The sequence below is a fragment of the Sinimarinibacterium flocculans genome (assembly GCF_003201205.1).
Classification (GTDB): Bacteria; Pseudomonadota; Gammaproteobacteria; order Nevskiales; family Nevskiaceae; genus Solimonas; species Solimonas flocculans.
In genome coordinates, this window is sequence record NZ_QICN01000001.1 from 247003 (window position 1) to 260335 (window position 13333).

The 13333-nt window shown below is 68.2% G+C and carries 15 protein-coding genes and 1 tRNA gene; 7 read left to right on the forward strand and 9 right to left on the reverse strand.

All coding sequences use genetic code 11. From position 1 onward, the window contains the following. Nucleotides 1-2: 2 nt before the first annotated feature. The 4 genes from C8D93_RS01090 to hemP all read right to left on the reverse strand — a co-directional run bounded on the left by C8D93_RS01090 (nt 3) and on the right by hemP (nt 2776). Nucleotides 3-611: an LON peptidase substrate-binding domain-containing protein gene (locus C8D93_RS01090; RefSeq protein WP_110263318.1), complete on the reverse strand. Its 609-nt coding sequence runs from the start codon at nt 609-611 to the stop codon at nt 3-5. Next, entirely contained in the window at nt 608-1429 is an 822-nt protein-coding gene (locus tag C8D93_RS01095) for a heme ABC transporter ATP-binding protein (protein WP_110263319.1), read from the reverse strand. The genes C8D93_RS01090 and C8D93_RS01095 overlap by 4 nt, the downstream gene beginning before the upstream one ends. Then, complete coding sequence (locus C8D93_RS01100; protein WP_110263320.1) at nt 1426-2484, reverse strand: FecCD family ABC transporter permease; 1059 nt, start codon at nt 2482-2484, stop codon at nt 1426-1428. Before C8D93_RS01100 ends, C8D93_RS01095 begins: the two co-directional genes overlap by 4 nt. 109 nt (nt 2485-2593) lie before the next feature. Beyond that, nucleotides 2594-2776 (reverse strand): hemin uptake protein HemP, encoded by a 183-nt coding sequence (gene hemP, locus C8D93_RS01105; RefSeq protein WP_110263321.1) that lies wholly within the window; start codon nt 2774-2776, stop codon nt 2594-2596. A 132-nt stretch (nt 2777-2908) separates the two neighbouring features. Here hemP and C8D93_RS01110 point away from each other — a divergent pair. The 5 genes from C8D93_RS01110 to C8D93_RS20550 all read left to right on the forward strand — a co-directional run bounded on the left by C8D93_RS01110 (nt 2909) and on the right by C8D93_RS20550 (nt 6979). Continuing rightward, nucleotides 2909-2993 (forward strand) — tRNA-Leu (locus C8D93_RS01110). Between the two features lie 62 nt (nt 2994-3055). Continuing rightward, nucleotides 3056-4384: a trigger factor gene (gene tig, locus C8D93_RS01115; RefSeq protein ID WP_110263322.1), complete on the forward strand. Its 1329-nt coding sequence runs from the start codon at nt 3056-3058 to the stop codon at nt 4382-4384. A 74-nt stretch (nt 4385-4458) separates the two neighbouring features. After that, a complete protein-coding gene (gene clpP, locus C8D93_RS01120) occupies nt 4459-5094 on the forward strand; it encodes an ATP-dependent Clp endopeptidase proteolytic subunit ClpP (RefSeq protein WP_110263323.1) in 636 nt (211 codons plus the stop codon). Nucleotides 5095-5196: 102 nt separating this feature from the next. Then, a complete protein-coding gene (gene clpX / locus C8D93_RS01125) occupies nt 5197-6471 on the forward strand; it encodes an ATP-dependent Clp protease ATP-binding subunit ClpX (RefSeq protein ID WP_110263324.1) in 1275 nt (424 codons plus the stop codon). A 142-nt stretch (nt 6472-6613) separates the two neighbouring features. Beyond that, on the forward strand, nt 6614-6979 hold the full coding sequence (locus C8D93_RS20550) for a thermonuclease family protein (protein ID WP_170123840.1): 366 nt from the start codon (nt 6614-6616) through the stop codon (nt 6977-6979). Nucleotides 6980-7122: 143 nt separating this feature from the next. Here C8D93_RS20550 and C8D93_RS01135 read toward each other — a convergent pair whose 3' ends face one another. From C8D93_RS01135 to epmB, 3 genes are read right to left on the reverse strand one after another with little or no spacing between them, the layout of a single operon-like run. Continuing rightward, nucleotides 7123-9231 carry an EAL domain-containing response regulator gene (locus C8D93_RS01135; RefSeq protein WP_110263326.1) on the reverse strand — a complete coding sequence of 703 codons (2109 nt, stop codon included), beginning with the start codon at nt 9229-9231 and terminating at the stop codon, nt 7123-7125. Further along, the gene (locus tag C8D93_RS20555; protein ID WP_170123841.1) at nt 9218-9379 is read right to left on the reverse strand and encodes a hypothetical protein; all 162 of its coding nucleotides are present in this window, start codon (nt 9377-9379) and stop codon (nt 9218-9220) included. The genes C8D93_RS01135 and C8D93_RS20555 overlap by 14 nt, the downstream gene beginning before the upstream one ends. A gap of 21 nt (nt 9380-9400) precedes the next feature. Continuing rightward, entirely contained in the window at nt 9401-10423 is a 1023-nt protein-coding gene (epmB, locus tag C8D93_RS01140) for an EF-P beta-lysylation protein EpmB (protein ID WP_110263327.1), read from the reverse strand. Nucleotides 10424-10482: 59 nt separating this feature from the next. Here epmB and efp point away from each other — a divergent pair, with 59 nt between their 5' ends. Further along, complete coding sequence (gene efp / locus C8D93_RS01145; RefSeq protein WP_110263328.1) at nt 10483-11052, forward strand: elongation factor P; 570 nt, start codon at nt 10483-10485, stop codon at nt 11050-11052. Between the two features lie 4 nt (nt 11053-11056). Continuing rightward, entirely contained in the window at nt 11057-12022 is a 966-nt protein-coding gene (epmA, locus tag C8D93_RS01150) for an EF-P lysine aminoacylase EpmA (RefSeq protein WP_110263329.1), read from the forward strand. 171 nt (nt 12023-12193) lie between these two features. Here epmA and C8D93_RS01155 read toward each other — a convergent pair whose 3' ends face one another. Both C8D93_RS01155 and C8D93_RS01160 read right to left on the reverse strand, forming a co-directional pair. Further along, on the reverse strand, nt 12194-12967 hold the full coding sequence (locus tag C8D93_RS01155) for a sulfite exporter TauE/SafE family protein (protein ID WP_110263330.1): 774 nt from the start codon (nt 12965-12967) through the stop codon (nt 12194-12196). A 21-nt stretch (nt 12968-12988) separates the two neighbouring features. Then, nucleotides 12989-13324, reverse strand: a complete 336-nt coding sequence (locus C8D93_RS01160) for a hypothetical protein (RefSeq protein ID WP_110263331.1) — start codon at nt 13322-13324, stop codon at nt 12989-12991. Between the last annotated feature and the right edge of the window lie 9 nt (nt 13325-13333).

Consider the following 13333-nt stretch of genomic DNA (forward strand, 5'->3'; position numbering starts at 1 on the left):
TTTCAGGCGCTGCCGCCCGGCTCGGCCTGCGCGCGCAGGCTCTCCCACAGCAACGACTGCTTGGCGCTCGGATCGCTCGTCTCGAGCAGACGCTGCCGTGCCGCGAGCGGCAGGTCGAGCAGTTCCGCCAGCCGGTGGCTCAGCCAGATGCCGTCCTGCGGCCGTTGCGGGGCGGGGAACACGTCGGCGCCGAACTGTTCGACGATGCGTTCGTACAACTGGGTCAGGCCGCCGTAGTTCCCGTCGACCGGCGCGGGCTGCGCCGGCGGCAGCAGGGTCACGTGCGCGCGGATCAGGCCGTCGTGCTGCACATGGCGCTCGTCGATGCGGAACACGCGCTCGCCGCGGACCCGCAGGTTGAACAGGCCGGGCGTCGGCACGTCCCAGTCGACGATGCGCGCCGTGCACCCCACTGCATGCGGCACCGCCGGCTCGCCGGCCTCGCGGCCGTCGAGGATCAGGCAGACACCGAAGGTGCTGTCGCCGCCGATGCAGGCCTTGGTCATGTCGACGTAGCGCTGCTCGAAGATGCGCAGCGGCATCACGCCGTCGGGAAACAGCACCGTGCCCAGCGGGAAGATCGGGATGTCCTGAATCGTCTCCGTCGTCATCGGTCCACGAGCGCCTCGGGCAGTAGTAGCGGGTCGAGCCGGTTGCCGGCGACGCGCACCCAGGGTGCGTCCGGTTCTGCCGACACCTCGACCGGAATTCCGTAGACGCGCTCGATGCGGGCGGCGGTCAGCACTTCGCCGGGCACCCCCTGCGCGACGACCTCGCCGCAACACAGCAGGGTGGCACTGTCGGCGTACGCGAACACGAGATTGGGGTCATGTAGGACGGCGATCACGGCGACGCCCTGTGCGGCGAAGGCGCGGGCGATGCGCAGGCAATGGTGCTGGTGGGCGAGGTCGAGGCTGGCGGTCGGTTCGTCGAGCAGCAGCAGGCGCGTCCCCGAGGCCGGCGGGTCCCAGATCTGCGCCAGCACGCGCGCGAACTGGACGCGAGCCCGCTCGCCGCCGGACAGCGCCGTGTACGGTCGGCTGCGCAGGTGGTCGGTCGCGGTCAGGCGCAGGGCCGCATCGACGATGGCGCGTTCTCGCGCCGGGTGCGATGCCGAAGCCGGCAGGCGGCCCATCGCCACGACGTCCTCGACGGCGAAGGCGAAGCTCAGCTCGTGACGCTGCGGCAGCACGGCCCGCAGCGTGGCCAGCTGCGGCAGCGGCCAGTCCGTCAGCGGGCGGGCGTTGAACGCGATGGTGCCGGCCTGCACGCGACGATCGCCCGCGAGCAGGTTCAGCAACGTGGACTTGCCGGCGCCATTGGGACCGAGGATGGCATGCACCTCACCCGGGCCGACGCTCAGCGAGACGTCACGCAGCAGGTGCTGTGCGCCGAGGCGGTAACCGAGCCCGTCGGCGTGCAGCGTCATGACAGTTCCGCGCCGCCGCGGTAGCGCAGCAGCAGGGCCAGGAAGAAGGGGCCGCCGACGAGTGCCGTCAGAATGCCGACCGGCAGCTCCGCCGGCATGAACAGCGTGCGGGCCAGCGTATCGGCGACCAGCAGCAGCAGCGCACCGAGCAGACCGCTGAGCGGCAGCACGAGACGGTGATCCGGGCCGACCCACAGGCGGACCAGGTGCGGCACGATCAGGCCGACGAAGCCGATGATGCCGGCGAGGGCAACGGCGATCCCCGCCGCGACGACGATGGCCAGCGTCAGCCGGCGTTTCAGCGCCTCGACGTCCACGCCCAGGTGGCGCGCCTCGGCTTCACCGAGCAGCAGGGCATTGAGCGCGCGCGCCCGCAGACCGATCCAGGTCGCGGCGATCAGCAGCAGCGGGACACCGACGGCGAGATCGGCCAGTCCCGCGCGCGCCAGCGAGCCGAACATCCACAGCGTGACCGCGCGCAGGGCGAAGTCGTCGGCGACATAGGACAGCAGGCCGATGCCGGCACCGGCGACAGCATTGAGCGCGAGCCCCGCCAGCAGCATCGTCGCCACCTGGGTGCGGCCGCCGACCAGGGCCAGGCGCAGCACCGCCCAGGCCGCGATCGCGGCGCCGGCGAAGCTCGCCAGCGGCAGTCCCAGTGCGACCGGCACCAGGCCGGTTCCGAGCACCAGGTAGGCGGCGGCGGAGAGCGCGGCGCCCGAAGAGACGCCGACGAGGCCCGGCTCGGCGAGCGGATTGCGCAGCAGTGCCTGCATGCCGGCGCCGGCGATGCCCAGCGCCGCGCCGATCGCGAGTGCGAGGACGATGCGGGGCAGCCGAATCTGCCAGAGCACGGCGTGCTCATAGTCGGCGAGCGCCGTGGCATTGCCGATGGCGGCGAGCAGGCGCCCGGGGGCGATCGGGACCGGGCCGAGGCTCAGCGCGACGAGGCAGACGCAGGCCAGCGCGAGCACCAGGCCGGCGACACGGCGGGACAGGCCGCGGCCGGGTCGGGCACGGTGGAGCATGCTGGAAAACGTTTCTGCGGAAGCCATCGGGCCGCAGCGTAGCAAAGCGCGCCTCGCCGCTCTGGACGCGCAAAACAAAAAAAAGCGGCGGTGCCGGGAAGGCACCACCGCCGCGACCGTAGCGGGCGAGTCGGGGTTACTTGTTGAGAATCAGGCGATCGTTGCGGGTGCGCAGCAGCCGGTATTCCTCGCCACGATGTTCGATGACGATCTCGCGGCTCCCGCGCAGCAACTCGTCGCTGTTGACGCGGACGATGGCGGGGTTGCGCGGGGCGCGGGCGGCAGGGGTCTGGGCGGGCAGGCGAACGACGACGGTCATGGGACACTCCAGGCAGTGGATGCGATAACGAATAGTAATGATTATCATTTAAGTGTCAACAGGGTATCTGCCGGATGCTCGGATTCCGTCACGGCCGCCCGGAGCGGCGCTGCTATACTGCTGGGCTCGCGCGCGAAAGTGGCGGAATTGGTAGACGCACTGGATTTAGGTTCCAGCGCCTAGCGGCGTGAGAGTTCGAGTCTCTCCTTTCGCACCACCGGCCTGACGCGCAGCCCCGATAGCAGTCCAACAACCAGCCTCAAGAGCCTTCAAAGCAATATGGAAGTGAATGTCGAATCGCCGGGCGGCTTGCGCCGGCAGATGCGTGTGCGTGTGCCTGCGGACCGCGTGGCGAAGGCGGTCGACGACCGTCTCAAGCGCTACGCCAGCCGCGCCAAGCTCCCGGGCTTCCGCCCCGGCAAGGCGCCGCGCAAGGTGATCGAGCAGCAGTTCGGCGACTCGGCGCGCATGGACGCGATTTCCGACATCGTCCAGCAGACGTATCCCGAGGCCCTGAGCCAGGCCGGCGTCAATCCTGCCGGCCAGCCGAAGATCGACATCACTGCCGAGAAGGCCGGCGAGCCGCTCGAGTACGTGGCGCATTTCGAGGTGTACCCCGAAGTCCAGCTGCAGGCACTCGACCGCCTGGCCATCGACCGTCCCGTGGTCGAGGTGACCGATGCCGACGTCGACCGCCTGGTGGAGAACCTGCGCAAGGCGCGTCGCAGCTACGACGCCGTGGAGCGCGCCGCCGCCGCGGGCGACCGCGTGACCGTGGACTTTCTCGGCAAGGTGGACGGTGAGGCCTTCGCCGGTGGCGAGGGCAAGGACGTCCAGTTCGAGATCGGCGCCAGCCAGTTCCTGCCGGACCTCGAGAACGGGGTCGTCGGCCACTCCGCCGGCGAGACCTTCAGCGTCGACGTGAACTTCCCCGAGGACTACCGCGCCGAGAACCTGCGCGGCAAGACCGCACAGTTCGAAGTGTCGCTGAAGACGGTCGAGGCGGCGACGCTGCCGGCCATCGACGCAGAGTTCCTCAAGGCCCACAACGTCGACGAGGCCGCGGGCGAAGCCGGGCTGCGCGACAAGTGCCGCGCCGCGCTGGAGAAGGAGCGCGACAAGGGCGTGCAGAACCGGCTCAAGGCGCAGGCGCTCGACCAGCTGCTCGAAACCAATCCCATCGACGTTCCGGACGCGCTGGTGCAGCAGGAGATTCCGCGCCTGCGCCAGGAAGCCGCTGCGCGCATGAACATGCCGGCCGCTGACGCCGAGAAGCTCGAGCAGATGATGCCGGGCAACCTGTTCGAGCCGTCGGCGCGGCGCCGCGTGAGCCTGGGCCTGCTGGTCGGCGAGGTGATCAAGGCCAAGCAGATCAAGCTCGATCCGGAGCGGCTCGACAAGGCGCTCGACGGCATCGCCGCAGACTACGAGCAGCCCGAGCAGGTCAAGGCCTACTATCGCTCGCGCCAGGACCTGATGCAGGGCCTGAGCGCCATGGTGATGGAAGAGCAGGTCGTCGACGCGCTGCTGGCGGGCGTGCAGCCCAGGGAGCAGCCGATGACGCTCGACGAGCTGCTGAACCCGAAGGCGGCGGCAGCGCAGTCCTGAGCGTCTGCGACGGTCAGATGGTTTCCGAGTGCACAGGTCTTGCATAGACCCCGCAAGCCCCGATTGAGCTGAAGATGAACGACAACCCGATCCGATCCCTGCCTGCGCGGGCGCAACACCTGGTCCCGATGGTGGTCGAGCAGACCGCCCGTGGCGAGCGCGCCTTCGACATCTATTCGCGACTGCTCAAGGAGCGCGTGATCTTCATCGTCGGACCGATCGACGATTTCATGGCGAATCTGGTCGTCGCGCAGCTGCTGTTCCTCGAGTCCGAGAACCCGGACAAGGACATCCACCTGTACATCAACTCGCCGGGCGGTGTGATCACCTCGGGCCTGTCGATCTACGACACGATGCGCTTCATCAAGCCGGATGTCGGCACGATGTGCATCGGACAGGCGGCCAGCATGGGGGCGTTCCTGCTGTGTGCCGGCGCCAAGGGCAAGCGGTTCGCCCTGCCGAACGCGCGGGTGATGATCCACCAGCCGTCCGGCGGCGCCCAGGGACAGGCGACCGACATCGAGATCCAGGCCCGCGAGATCCTGTACCTGCGCGAGCAGCTCAACAAGATCATGTCGGAGCACACCGGCCAGCCGATCGAGCGCATTGCCCGCGACGTGGAGCGCGACTTCTTCATGAATGCCGAGCAGGCGAAGGAGTACGGGGTGATCGACCAGATCGTGACCCAACGGAGCGGTTCGGCGGCCTGAACGGTCGTCCGGGGCGTTGCCCCGAGTACGGGTTTTGCAGCCAAATGACACTGTGCTATACAGCTAGGGCCAGTCTCAGGCAGAGGTAGACAAGGTAGGACGATGACGAACGAGACGCGCAGCGGATCTCACAACGGCCGGGTGCTCTATTGCTCTTTCTGCGGCAAGAGCGAGCACGAAGTACGCAAGCTGATCGCCGGTCCGTCGGTGTACATCTGCGACGAGTGCGTCGATCTGTGCAACGACATCATCCGTGAAGAAGTTCACGCCAAGCCGCAGACCAAGGGGCTGCCCAAGCCGCAGGAAATCCGGGCGGTCCTGGACGAGTACGTGATCGGGCAGGACCAGGCCAAGAAGATTCTGTCGGTCGCGGTCTACAACCACTACAAGCGGTTGTCGCTGCGCGGTTCCGACGGTGTCGAGATCGCGAAGTCCAATATCCTGCTGATCGGCCCGACCGGCTCCGGCAAGACCCTGCTGGCCGAGACCCTGGCGCGCCTGCTCGACGTGCCGTTCGCCATTGCCGACGCGACCACGCTGACCGAGGCGGGCTACGTCGGCGAGGATGTCGAGAACATCATCGCGCGCCTGCTGCAGAAGTGCGACTACGACATCGACAAGGCGCAGCGCGGCATCGTCTACATCGACGAGATCGACAAGATCTCGCGCAAGTCCGAGAACCCGAGCATCACGCGGGACGTGTCGGGCGAGGGCGTGCAGCAGGCGCTGCTCAAGCTGATCGAGGGCACGATCGCCAGCGTGCCGCCGCAGGGCGGGCGCAAGCATCCGCAGCAGGAGTTCCTGCAGGTCAATACCGGCAGCATCCTGTTCATCTGCGGTGGCGCCTTCGCCGGTCTGGACAAGGTGATCCAGCAGCGCTCGGAGCGCACCGGCATCGGCTTTTCGGCCGAGGTGAAGTCGGACAAGGATTCGAAGCGCACCTCCGAGCTGCTGTCGCGCGTCGAACCGGACGACCTGATCCGCTTCGGCATGATTCCGGAGTTCATCGGGCGCCTGCCGGTGGCCGCGGTGCTTGAGGAACTCGACGAGCCGGCGCTGATGGCCATCCTCAAGGAGCCCAAGAACGCCCTGGTCAAGCAGTACGCCAAGCTGTTCAACATGGAAGGCGTGCAGCTCGAGTTCCGCGAGGAAGCGCTGCATGCGATCGCCACCAAGGCCAAGGAGCGCAAGACCGGCGCGCGCGGCCTGCGCACGATCATGGAGAACATCCTGCTCGACGTCATGTACGACCTGCCGTCGATGCAGAACGTCAGCAAGGTCGTCGTCGACGATGCCGTCGTGCGTGGAGAGGCCAAGCCGTTCATCGTCTACGAGAACGCCGAGGCCAAGCACGGTGCGAAGAGCACGGCCGCCTGAGACCGCACTGGTGTTCCGAGCAAGGCCCCGCTTCGCGGGGCTTTTGCTTTGGGGCGCGGTTTTCGTCGGTGGATGGGGACCGGCCGGTGCGGCGGAAAGCTGTCGAAACGCGGAGCTGGTCCGTGTCCACGACGGCGACACCGTGAGCCTGCGCTGCGATACGGGGCTGGTGAAGCTGCGCTTCGCCGACATCGACGCGCCGGAATACCGTCAGCCCGGCGGCCGGCAGGCGCGCGAGGCCCTGGTCGCATTGCTCGACGGCTGCCGCCTCGTCGTCGAGACACGGGCCACGGATCGCTACGGCCGTCGCATCGGCGACATCCTGGTCGGCGACGAGAAGGTCTCCCTGCGGCTGGTGTCGCAGGGCTGGGCCTGGTGCGGTCCGCGTTCGGCACGAACGTGCCGCTCGCGGCAGGATGCGGCGCGGGACGCCCGGCGCGGCCTGTGGCAGGACGCTGCGCCGGTGCCGCCCTGGCGCTGGCGCGAGCAGCATCCGTACCGGCCGTGAACGAGAACGCCCCCGGCCGCTGGCCGGGGGCGATGCCGGCCGCGGGGGCACCCGGGGGAGGGTAGCGGCAGGCGCGGCTACCTTAGTGGTTTGGCCTGCCGGCGCCTATTAGCCGAAAGGCTAATGTGCGCGGCGCCGGGCGGTCAGGTGCGTACGTCCGCCGACAGCAGCACGACCTCGGGTTCCTGCACGTGGTAACCCTGGATGAAGTTCACGCCCATCTGCCACAGACGCGCCATCACGTTGGCGTCCTCGACATGAGAGACGATGACCTTGATCTGCTTGTTCTTTGCCAGCTCCATCAGGCTCGTCATCTTGCGATGCGTCTCCTTGTCGTTGAAGTTGGTCGTGAACGACGGATGGAACTTGATGAACTGCATCGGGATGTGCTCGATCAGCTGCGCCGAGTTCGAGCCGGTGCCGAAATGCTCGATGGCGATCTGGGCGCCGACGTCGAGCAGTGCCTTGGTGATCAGGCGTGCCTTGCGGATGTGGTTCTGGACCACGGCCTCCTGCATCTCGAAGACGATCTCGCCGGGCCTGAGCGCCCGGGTCCGGAGCTGCTCGCCGACCCAGGCGGCAAAGCCCTCGGCGTCCTTGAGCGAATCCTGCGACAGCTTGACGAACAGGCTCGACACTTCCTGCGCGCTGTCGCGCTTGGCCTGGACCTTGAGCGCCCGGCTGGTGACCCAGCGGTCGATCGACGTCAGCAGACCGTGCTTCTCGGCGGCGCCGATGAACTCGGACGCATGCAGCTCCTTGCCGTTCTCGTCGATCACGCGCACGAGCACGTCGAAGTGCTGGCGGGTGTCGCCCTCGAGGCTGGCGATCGACTGGTAAGCGAGCTTGAGGCGATTGTCTTCAAGCGCCTTCTTGACCATCGCCGCCTTGCGCGCGTCGTCGCGTTCCTGCAGCGAGGTGCGGGCGTTCGGACCCAGGTTGGCGAACTGGTTGCCACCCTTGGCCGAGATCGCCCGGCTGTCCTGGACCAGCTCCGCGGTCACGGTCGCCGCCTGTTCGCTGCCCGAGAACGGGTAGGCGGCCACCGTCAGCGACAGATGCGCTTCGTGGCCGGCGGTGTTGAAGATCTGCTTGGCGGCGTCGCGGACCAGCGCCTCGCCGATCTCGACGATCTCGCCCGGCGTCGGGCGCGAGACCAGACAGGCAATCTCGTGCGTCGAGAAGCGGTAGAGCTGATCCTGCGGCTGCAGCCGCTCGCGCAGCCAGGCCTGGAACTGCTCGACGGCCTCGGCGGCATCGTGCAGGCCGAGACGCTGCTCCGTGCCGGCGAAGTCGTCGATCAGGCACAACAGCACGGCGCGCTGCTCCGACGGCTTGCCGGCACCGGCAATGGCCGCGGCCAGCGCCTCGAAGTAGGCGAGGCGATCGCTCGGCGCTACCGCGGCCTGCGCCGTCGTGGCCGGGGCCGCAGCGGGTTCCGAGCGGATCAGCATCTCGATCAGATGCTCGCCGTCGGCGCTGCCGAGCGTCAGGTGCGCGCCGATCGACACGCGGCGGCCGTCCTTGTGCAGCAGGCAGCACTCCAGCGGCCGGCCTTCGTTCTTGCCGCGCAGGAACAGCTTGAGATGTTCCTTGACCTTGGGCTGATGGTCGTCCGCGACCAGGTCCATCAGTGGCAACGCCGTCAGGTCGTCGGCACGCTCGTAGCCGAGCAGCTGCGCAAATGCCGGGTTGACCTCGGAGAGGATGCCTTCCTGGATATGCGCGATGGCGTCGTTGGTCCCGGCGATGAGCTGCTGGTGCCGCGACTCGAAATCCTCCAGCCGCTGGCGGGTGCTGCGCAGCTCGCGCAGCTGCGAATGCTTGGCGATCTCGCGCAGCACCACCAGCTCCAGGTGGCGCATGTGCCGCAGATCTTCGTTAGAGACGACGTCGCTGGCGCCGGCCGCCAGGGCCGCAACGGAGTCTTCGGCGGTGATCTGCGGACTGAGTACCAGCACTGGCAGGTCGGGCATCAGGCGCCGCTGCAGGTCGAGCACATCCTTGATCGGGGCTGCGGGGAGCGCGTCGACGCAGACCAGCACGTCGGGCGTGCCGCCGCGCAGCGCGTTCTCCACATCCTCGAGGTCGGTGACCCATGCGCAGCGTACCGGGTGCCCGGCGTTGCGCAGGTAGCTTTCGATGCGTTTGCCGACGCTTTCCGATTCGGCGACGACCAGCATGACGTGGCTCGGCGCGCTGCTGGCGGCCACGTCCTGCCGGGCGACCCGGGCGGCTTCAGCGGCGCACATGGCCCACCTGGATCGGTGCCTGCGGTGCGGTTCGCAACGGGATATCCGGCATGGTTTCGTTGTTGTCGATGCGGCACATCTCGCAGTTCCCTTGCTGGTCAGCCGACGCCGCCGCAACCGTCGTTTCCGGACGGATGGCGCGCCGCATCAACAACCGTCTGGGCCGTGGTTACCATGCGATAGGCGTCTTCGATGTCCTTCCTGGCTCCTCGCGGACCAGTCGTGGCACGAGGTACCCCGGCAGCCTTGCCAGCAGCGCTTCCATCAGTGCGCGTGCCGCAGCTTCCTCAACCTCGAAATGGGCCGTGCCCCGCACCCGGTCCAGCAGGTGGACATAGTACGGGAGGACGCCGCATTCGCACAGCCGTTCGCTGAGCGCGACCAGCGTCCCGGCATCGTCGTTGATGCGACGCAGCAGCACCGACTGGTTCAGCAGCGTGACACCCGCGTGTCGCAGCGGCTGCAGCGCCCGGGCCACGTCGTCGTCGAGCTCCCGGGGGTGGTTGGCGTGCAGGACCATGATCTTCTGCAGACGGCTGCGACCGAGCCAGCCGAGCAGGCGCTCGTCGATGCGTTCCGGCAGCACGATCGGCTGGCGCGTATGGATGCGCAGCCGGCGCAGGTGAGGGATTCCGTCGAGGGCATCGACCAGCTCGCCGAGCTTGTCGTCGGACAGCGACAGCGGGTCGCCTCCGGAGAGGATCACCTCGCGGATGCTGTCGTCGCCGGCGATCGTGTCCAGCGCCGCGCGCCAGTGGTCGCGCGCCGCCAGATGATCGGAATAGGGAAAATGCCGCCGGAAGCAGTAGCGGCAGTGGATGGCGCAGGCGCCGGTGGTCATCACCAGCACGCGCCCGTCGTACTTGTGCACGACGCCGCCGTCGCGGAGCCGCTGCAGGTCGCCCACGGCATCGAGGCCGAATCCGGCCACCTCGGCCGCCTCGGCCGATGCCGGCCACACCTGCAGGAACAGCGGGTCGAGCGGATCGCCCTTGCGCATGCGCGAGGCGTAGCCGCGCGGCACCCGCAGCGGGAAGTCACGGGCGAGCGCCGGGGCCAGCGCCGGCAGCGCGGGGTCCAGTTCGAGGAAATCGAGCAGTTCGGCCGGGCGCAAAAACGCCTCGCGCAACGCATGCTGCCAACAGGGGGCTTGCTGGCGGGTGGCCAGGGGCGACGGTATCATGGTTGACATCCTGTCACAGACGGGGCCATCCGTGGCCCCGTTTTTCAATACACGCACCGCAACTCAACATGGCCACTGTCAGCACCAACGAAATGAAGGCCGGGACCAAGGTCCTGATCGACGGCGATCCGTATTCGGTGATCGAGAACGAATACCGCAAGCCGGGCAAGGGCCAGGCGACCAACTCGCTGAAGATCCGCAATCTCAAGACCGGCCGCGTGCTCGAACGCACGCTCAAGTCCGGCGACACGCTGGAGGTTGCCGACGTCGAGGACGTGGAGATGCAGTATCTCTACAACGACGGCGAGTTCTGGACGTTCATGGATCCCAAGTCCTTCGAGCAGATCCAGGCCGGCGCCGCGCCGATGGCGGACGCGGCACAGTGGATCAAGGGCGAGGAGATCTGCCGCATCACGCTGTGGAACGGCGTGCCGCTGTACGTGGCGGCGCCAAACTCGGTGGAACTCACCATCACCGAGACGGACCCGGGCGTGCGCGGCGACACGGCTACCGGCGGTACCAAGCCGGCGAAGCTGGAGACCGGCGCGGTCGTCAAGGTGCCGTTGTTCGTCAACGAAGGCGAGAAGATCAAGATCGACACGCGCACCGGCGAGTACCTGAATCGCGTCGGCAAGTAATGCGATGACGGGCAGGTCGCAAGACTGGCGCCCGGCAGCCACACGACGAGTCCTGGAGGCGCGGGCGGAACTCTACGGTTCCATCCGCGCCTTCTTCGCTGCGCGCAGTGTCCTCGAGGTGGAGACGCCGATCCTGTCGCGGCACGCGACGGTGGACCGCCACATCGACAGCTTCGCGACCACCGACGGACGCTGGCTGCACACCTCGCCGGAGTTCGCGATGAAGCGCCTGCTGGCGGCCGGCAGCGGCCCGATCTGGCAGATCGCGAAAGTCTTCCGCGTCGACGAGCAGGGCCGGCATCACAACCCGGAATTCTCGATGCTCGAGTGGTATCGGCCGGGCCTGGATCATCACGCGCTGATGGACGAGGTCGCCGCGCTGCTCGCGCATTGCGGTGTCGCGTCGCGCTGCGAACGCACCAGCTATCGCGAGGCCTTCGTGCGCCATGCCGGCATCGATCCGTGGACCGACGAGGCGCCGCGGCTGCGCGCCGCACTGCGCGAGCGCGGCATCGCCGAGCCGCAGCGCCTGAGCAGCGACGAGCTGGCGGACCGCGACTTCTGGCTCGACCTGTGGATGTCGCTGGTGGTCGGTCCCGCGCTCGGCGGCGACGCCCCGGTATTCGTCCACGACTACCCCGCCTCGCAGGCGGCCCTGGCGCGCGTGCGGCCCGGCACTCCGCCGGTGGCCGAGCGTTTCGAGCTGTTCTGGCACGGCATCGAGCTGGCCAACGGCTTTCACGAGCTGACCGATGCCGGCGAGCAGCGGCGGCGCTTCGAGGACGACCAGGCCTGGCGCGCCGCGCTCGGGCGCACGGTACCGCCGTACGACCGGCCACTCGTGGAGGCGCTGCAGTCGGGCATGCCGGACTGCGCCGGCGTCGCGCTCGGTCTGGATCGCCTGCTGATGCTCACGCTCGGCCTGACGAGCATCGACCAGACGCTCGCGTTTCCCGCTGACCGGGCCTAGGAGCCTGGGCGGCAGAAACGCGCGCGGCTGCGGCGTCGCCATTTCGGCCATCTTCCGCGCTGCTTCTCGGCCAATAGTCCCTGCTATTGGCCTCGAATCAACGCGAAACCTGTCTCGAAATGGCTTTGCCTCGCCTGCGCGGCTCCTACCGCCCAGGCTCCTGGCGCGCGTTCAGGTGGCCCAGAGGTCCCAGGCGAAGCGCAGGATCAGCAGTCCGACCACCGCGACGAACAGTCGGCGCACGAACACACTGCCCTTGCGGATCGCCATGTGGGTGCCGGTGAGGCTGCCGGCGACGTTGAACGCGGCCATCGGCAGGGCGATGTCATAGCGCACGTGGCCGGCGCCGATGAAGAAGGCCAGCGCGGCGCCGTTGGTGACGACGTTGACCAGCTTGGCCGAGGCCGAGGCGGCGAGAAAGCTGAAGCCGAACAGGCCGACGAAGGCGATGACGAGGAAGCTGCCGGTGCCGGGGCCGAAGATGCCATCGTAGAACCCGATCACGGCGCCGGTGGCCAGCGCGGTCCACTGCGTGCGTCGTGGCGAGAGCTTCGGGGCGTGCAGCGCGCCGATGTCCTTCTTCGCCAGCGTGTAGGCGAGCACGGCGATCAGCAGCACGAGGATCAGCGGGCGGATCGCATCGGCCGGAATCGACGCGGCGGCGCTGGCGCCGAGAAAGCCGAACACCAGTGCGGTGGCGGTGGTCGGCAACGTCGCGCGCCATTCCACCGGTACGCGTCGGAGGTACTGGACGGCCGCCGTCAGCGTGCCCCAGATGCTCGCGAACTTGTTGGTGCCGAGCAGCGTTGCCGGCGGCACGCCCGGCAGCAGCACGAACAGCGCCGGGATCTGGATGAGGCCGCCGCCACCGACGACGGCATCGACGAAGCCCGCGAGAAACGCCAGGGCACAGAGCGCGGCCAGCAGTTCGAGGCCGATGTCCAAGCGGCGCGCGCAGCCGCCGCGCTACAGGATCCGGCCGACGCTCGCCGGCAGCTCGAAGCGCCGGCCGTCGAGCAGGCGGTTGAGCAGCCGCGTGATCCACTCGCGCGTCGTCGTCAGCTTGTTGATCTTGAGGAAGGTCTTGCCGCCGTCCTCGATGAGTTCATAGCGGTCGATGGTCACCGCGATCACCTCGCGCTCGCCGCGCATCATCACCTTGGCGACGATGCGGGCCGCACGCGTGTCGACATTGACCTCGCGGATCTCGCCGTAGTCGCCGTAGCGGTCGTTGGCCCAGGTCTTGATCGCAACCCCGAGCGCGCCGTCCTTCATGGCCTTGCCGATCCGTCCGATCACCATGTCTCGCTC

Coding starts and splice junctions, on each gene's coding strand:
- C8D93_RS01090 (WP_110263318.1), bottom strand. CDS start 611: ATGACGACGGAGACGATTCAGGACATCCCGATCTTCCCGCTGGGCACG.
- C8D93_RS01095 (WP_110263319.1), bottom strand. CDS start 1,429: ATGACGCTGCACGCCGACGGGCTCGGTTACCGCCTCGGCGCACAGCAC.
- C8D93_RS01100 (WP_110263320.1), bottom strand. CDS start 2,484: ATGGCTTCCGCAGAAACGTTTTCCAGCATGCTCCACCGTGCCCGACCC.
- hemP (WP_110263321.1), bottom strand. CDS start 2,776: ATGACCGTCGTCGTTCGCCTGCCCGCCCAGACCCCTGCCGCCCGCGCC.
- tig (WP_110263322.1), top strand. CDS start 3,056: ATGGAAGTGAATGTCGAATCGCCGGGCGGCTTGCGCCGGCAGATGCGT.
- clpP (WP_110263323.1), top strand. CDS start 4,459: ATGAACGACAACCCGATCCGATCCCTGCCTGCGCGGGCGCAACACCTG.
- clpX (WP_110263324.1), top strand. CDS start 5,197: ATGACGAACGAGACGCGCAGCGGATCTCACAACGGCCGGGTGCTCTAT.
- C8D93_RS01135 (WP_110263326.1), bottom strand. CDS start 9,231: ATGTGCGCCGCTGAAGCCGCCCGGGTCGCCCGGCAGGACGTGGCCGCC.
- C8D93_RS20555 (WP_170123841.1), bottom strand. CDS start 9,379: ATGCGGCGCGCCATCCGTCCGGAAACGACGGTTGCGGCGGCGTCGGCT.
- epmB (WP_110263327.1), bottom strand. CDS start 10,423: ATGTCAACCATGATACCGTCGCCCCTGGCCACCCGCCAGCAAGCCCCC.
- efp (WP_110263328.1), top strand. CDS start 10,483: ATGGCCACTGTCAGCACCAACGAAATGAAGGCCGGGACCAAGGTCCTG.
- epmA (WP_110263329.1), top strand. CDS start 11,057: ATGACGGGCAGGTCGCAAGACTGGCGCCCGGCAGCCACACGACGAGTC.
- C8D93_RS01160 (WP_110263331.1), bottom strand. CDS start 13,324: ATGGTGATCGGACGGATCGGCAAGGCCATGAAGGACGGCGCGCTCGGG.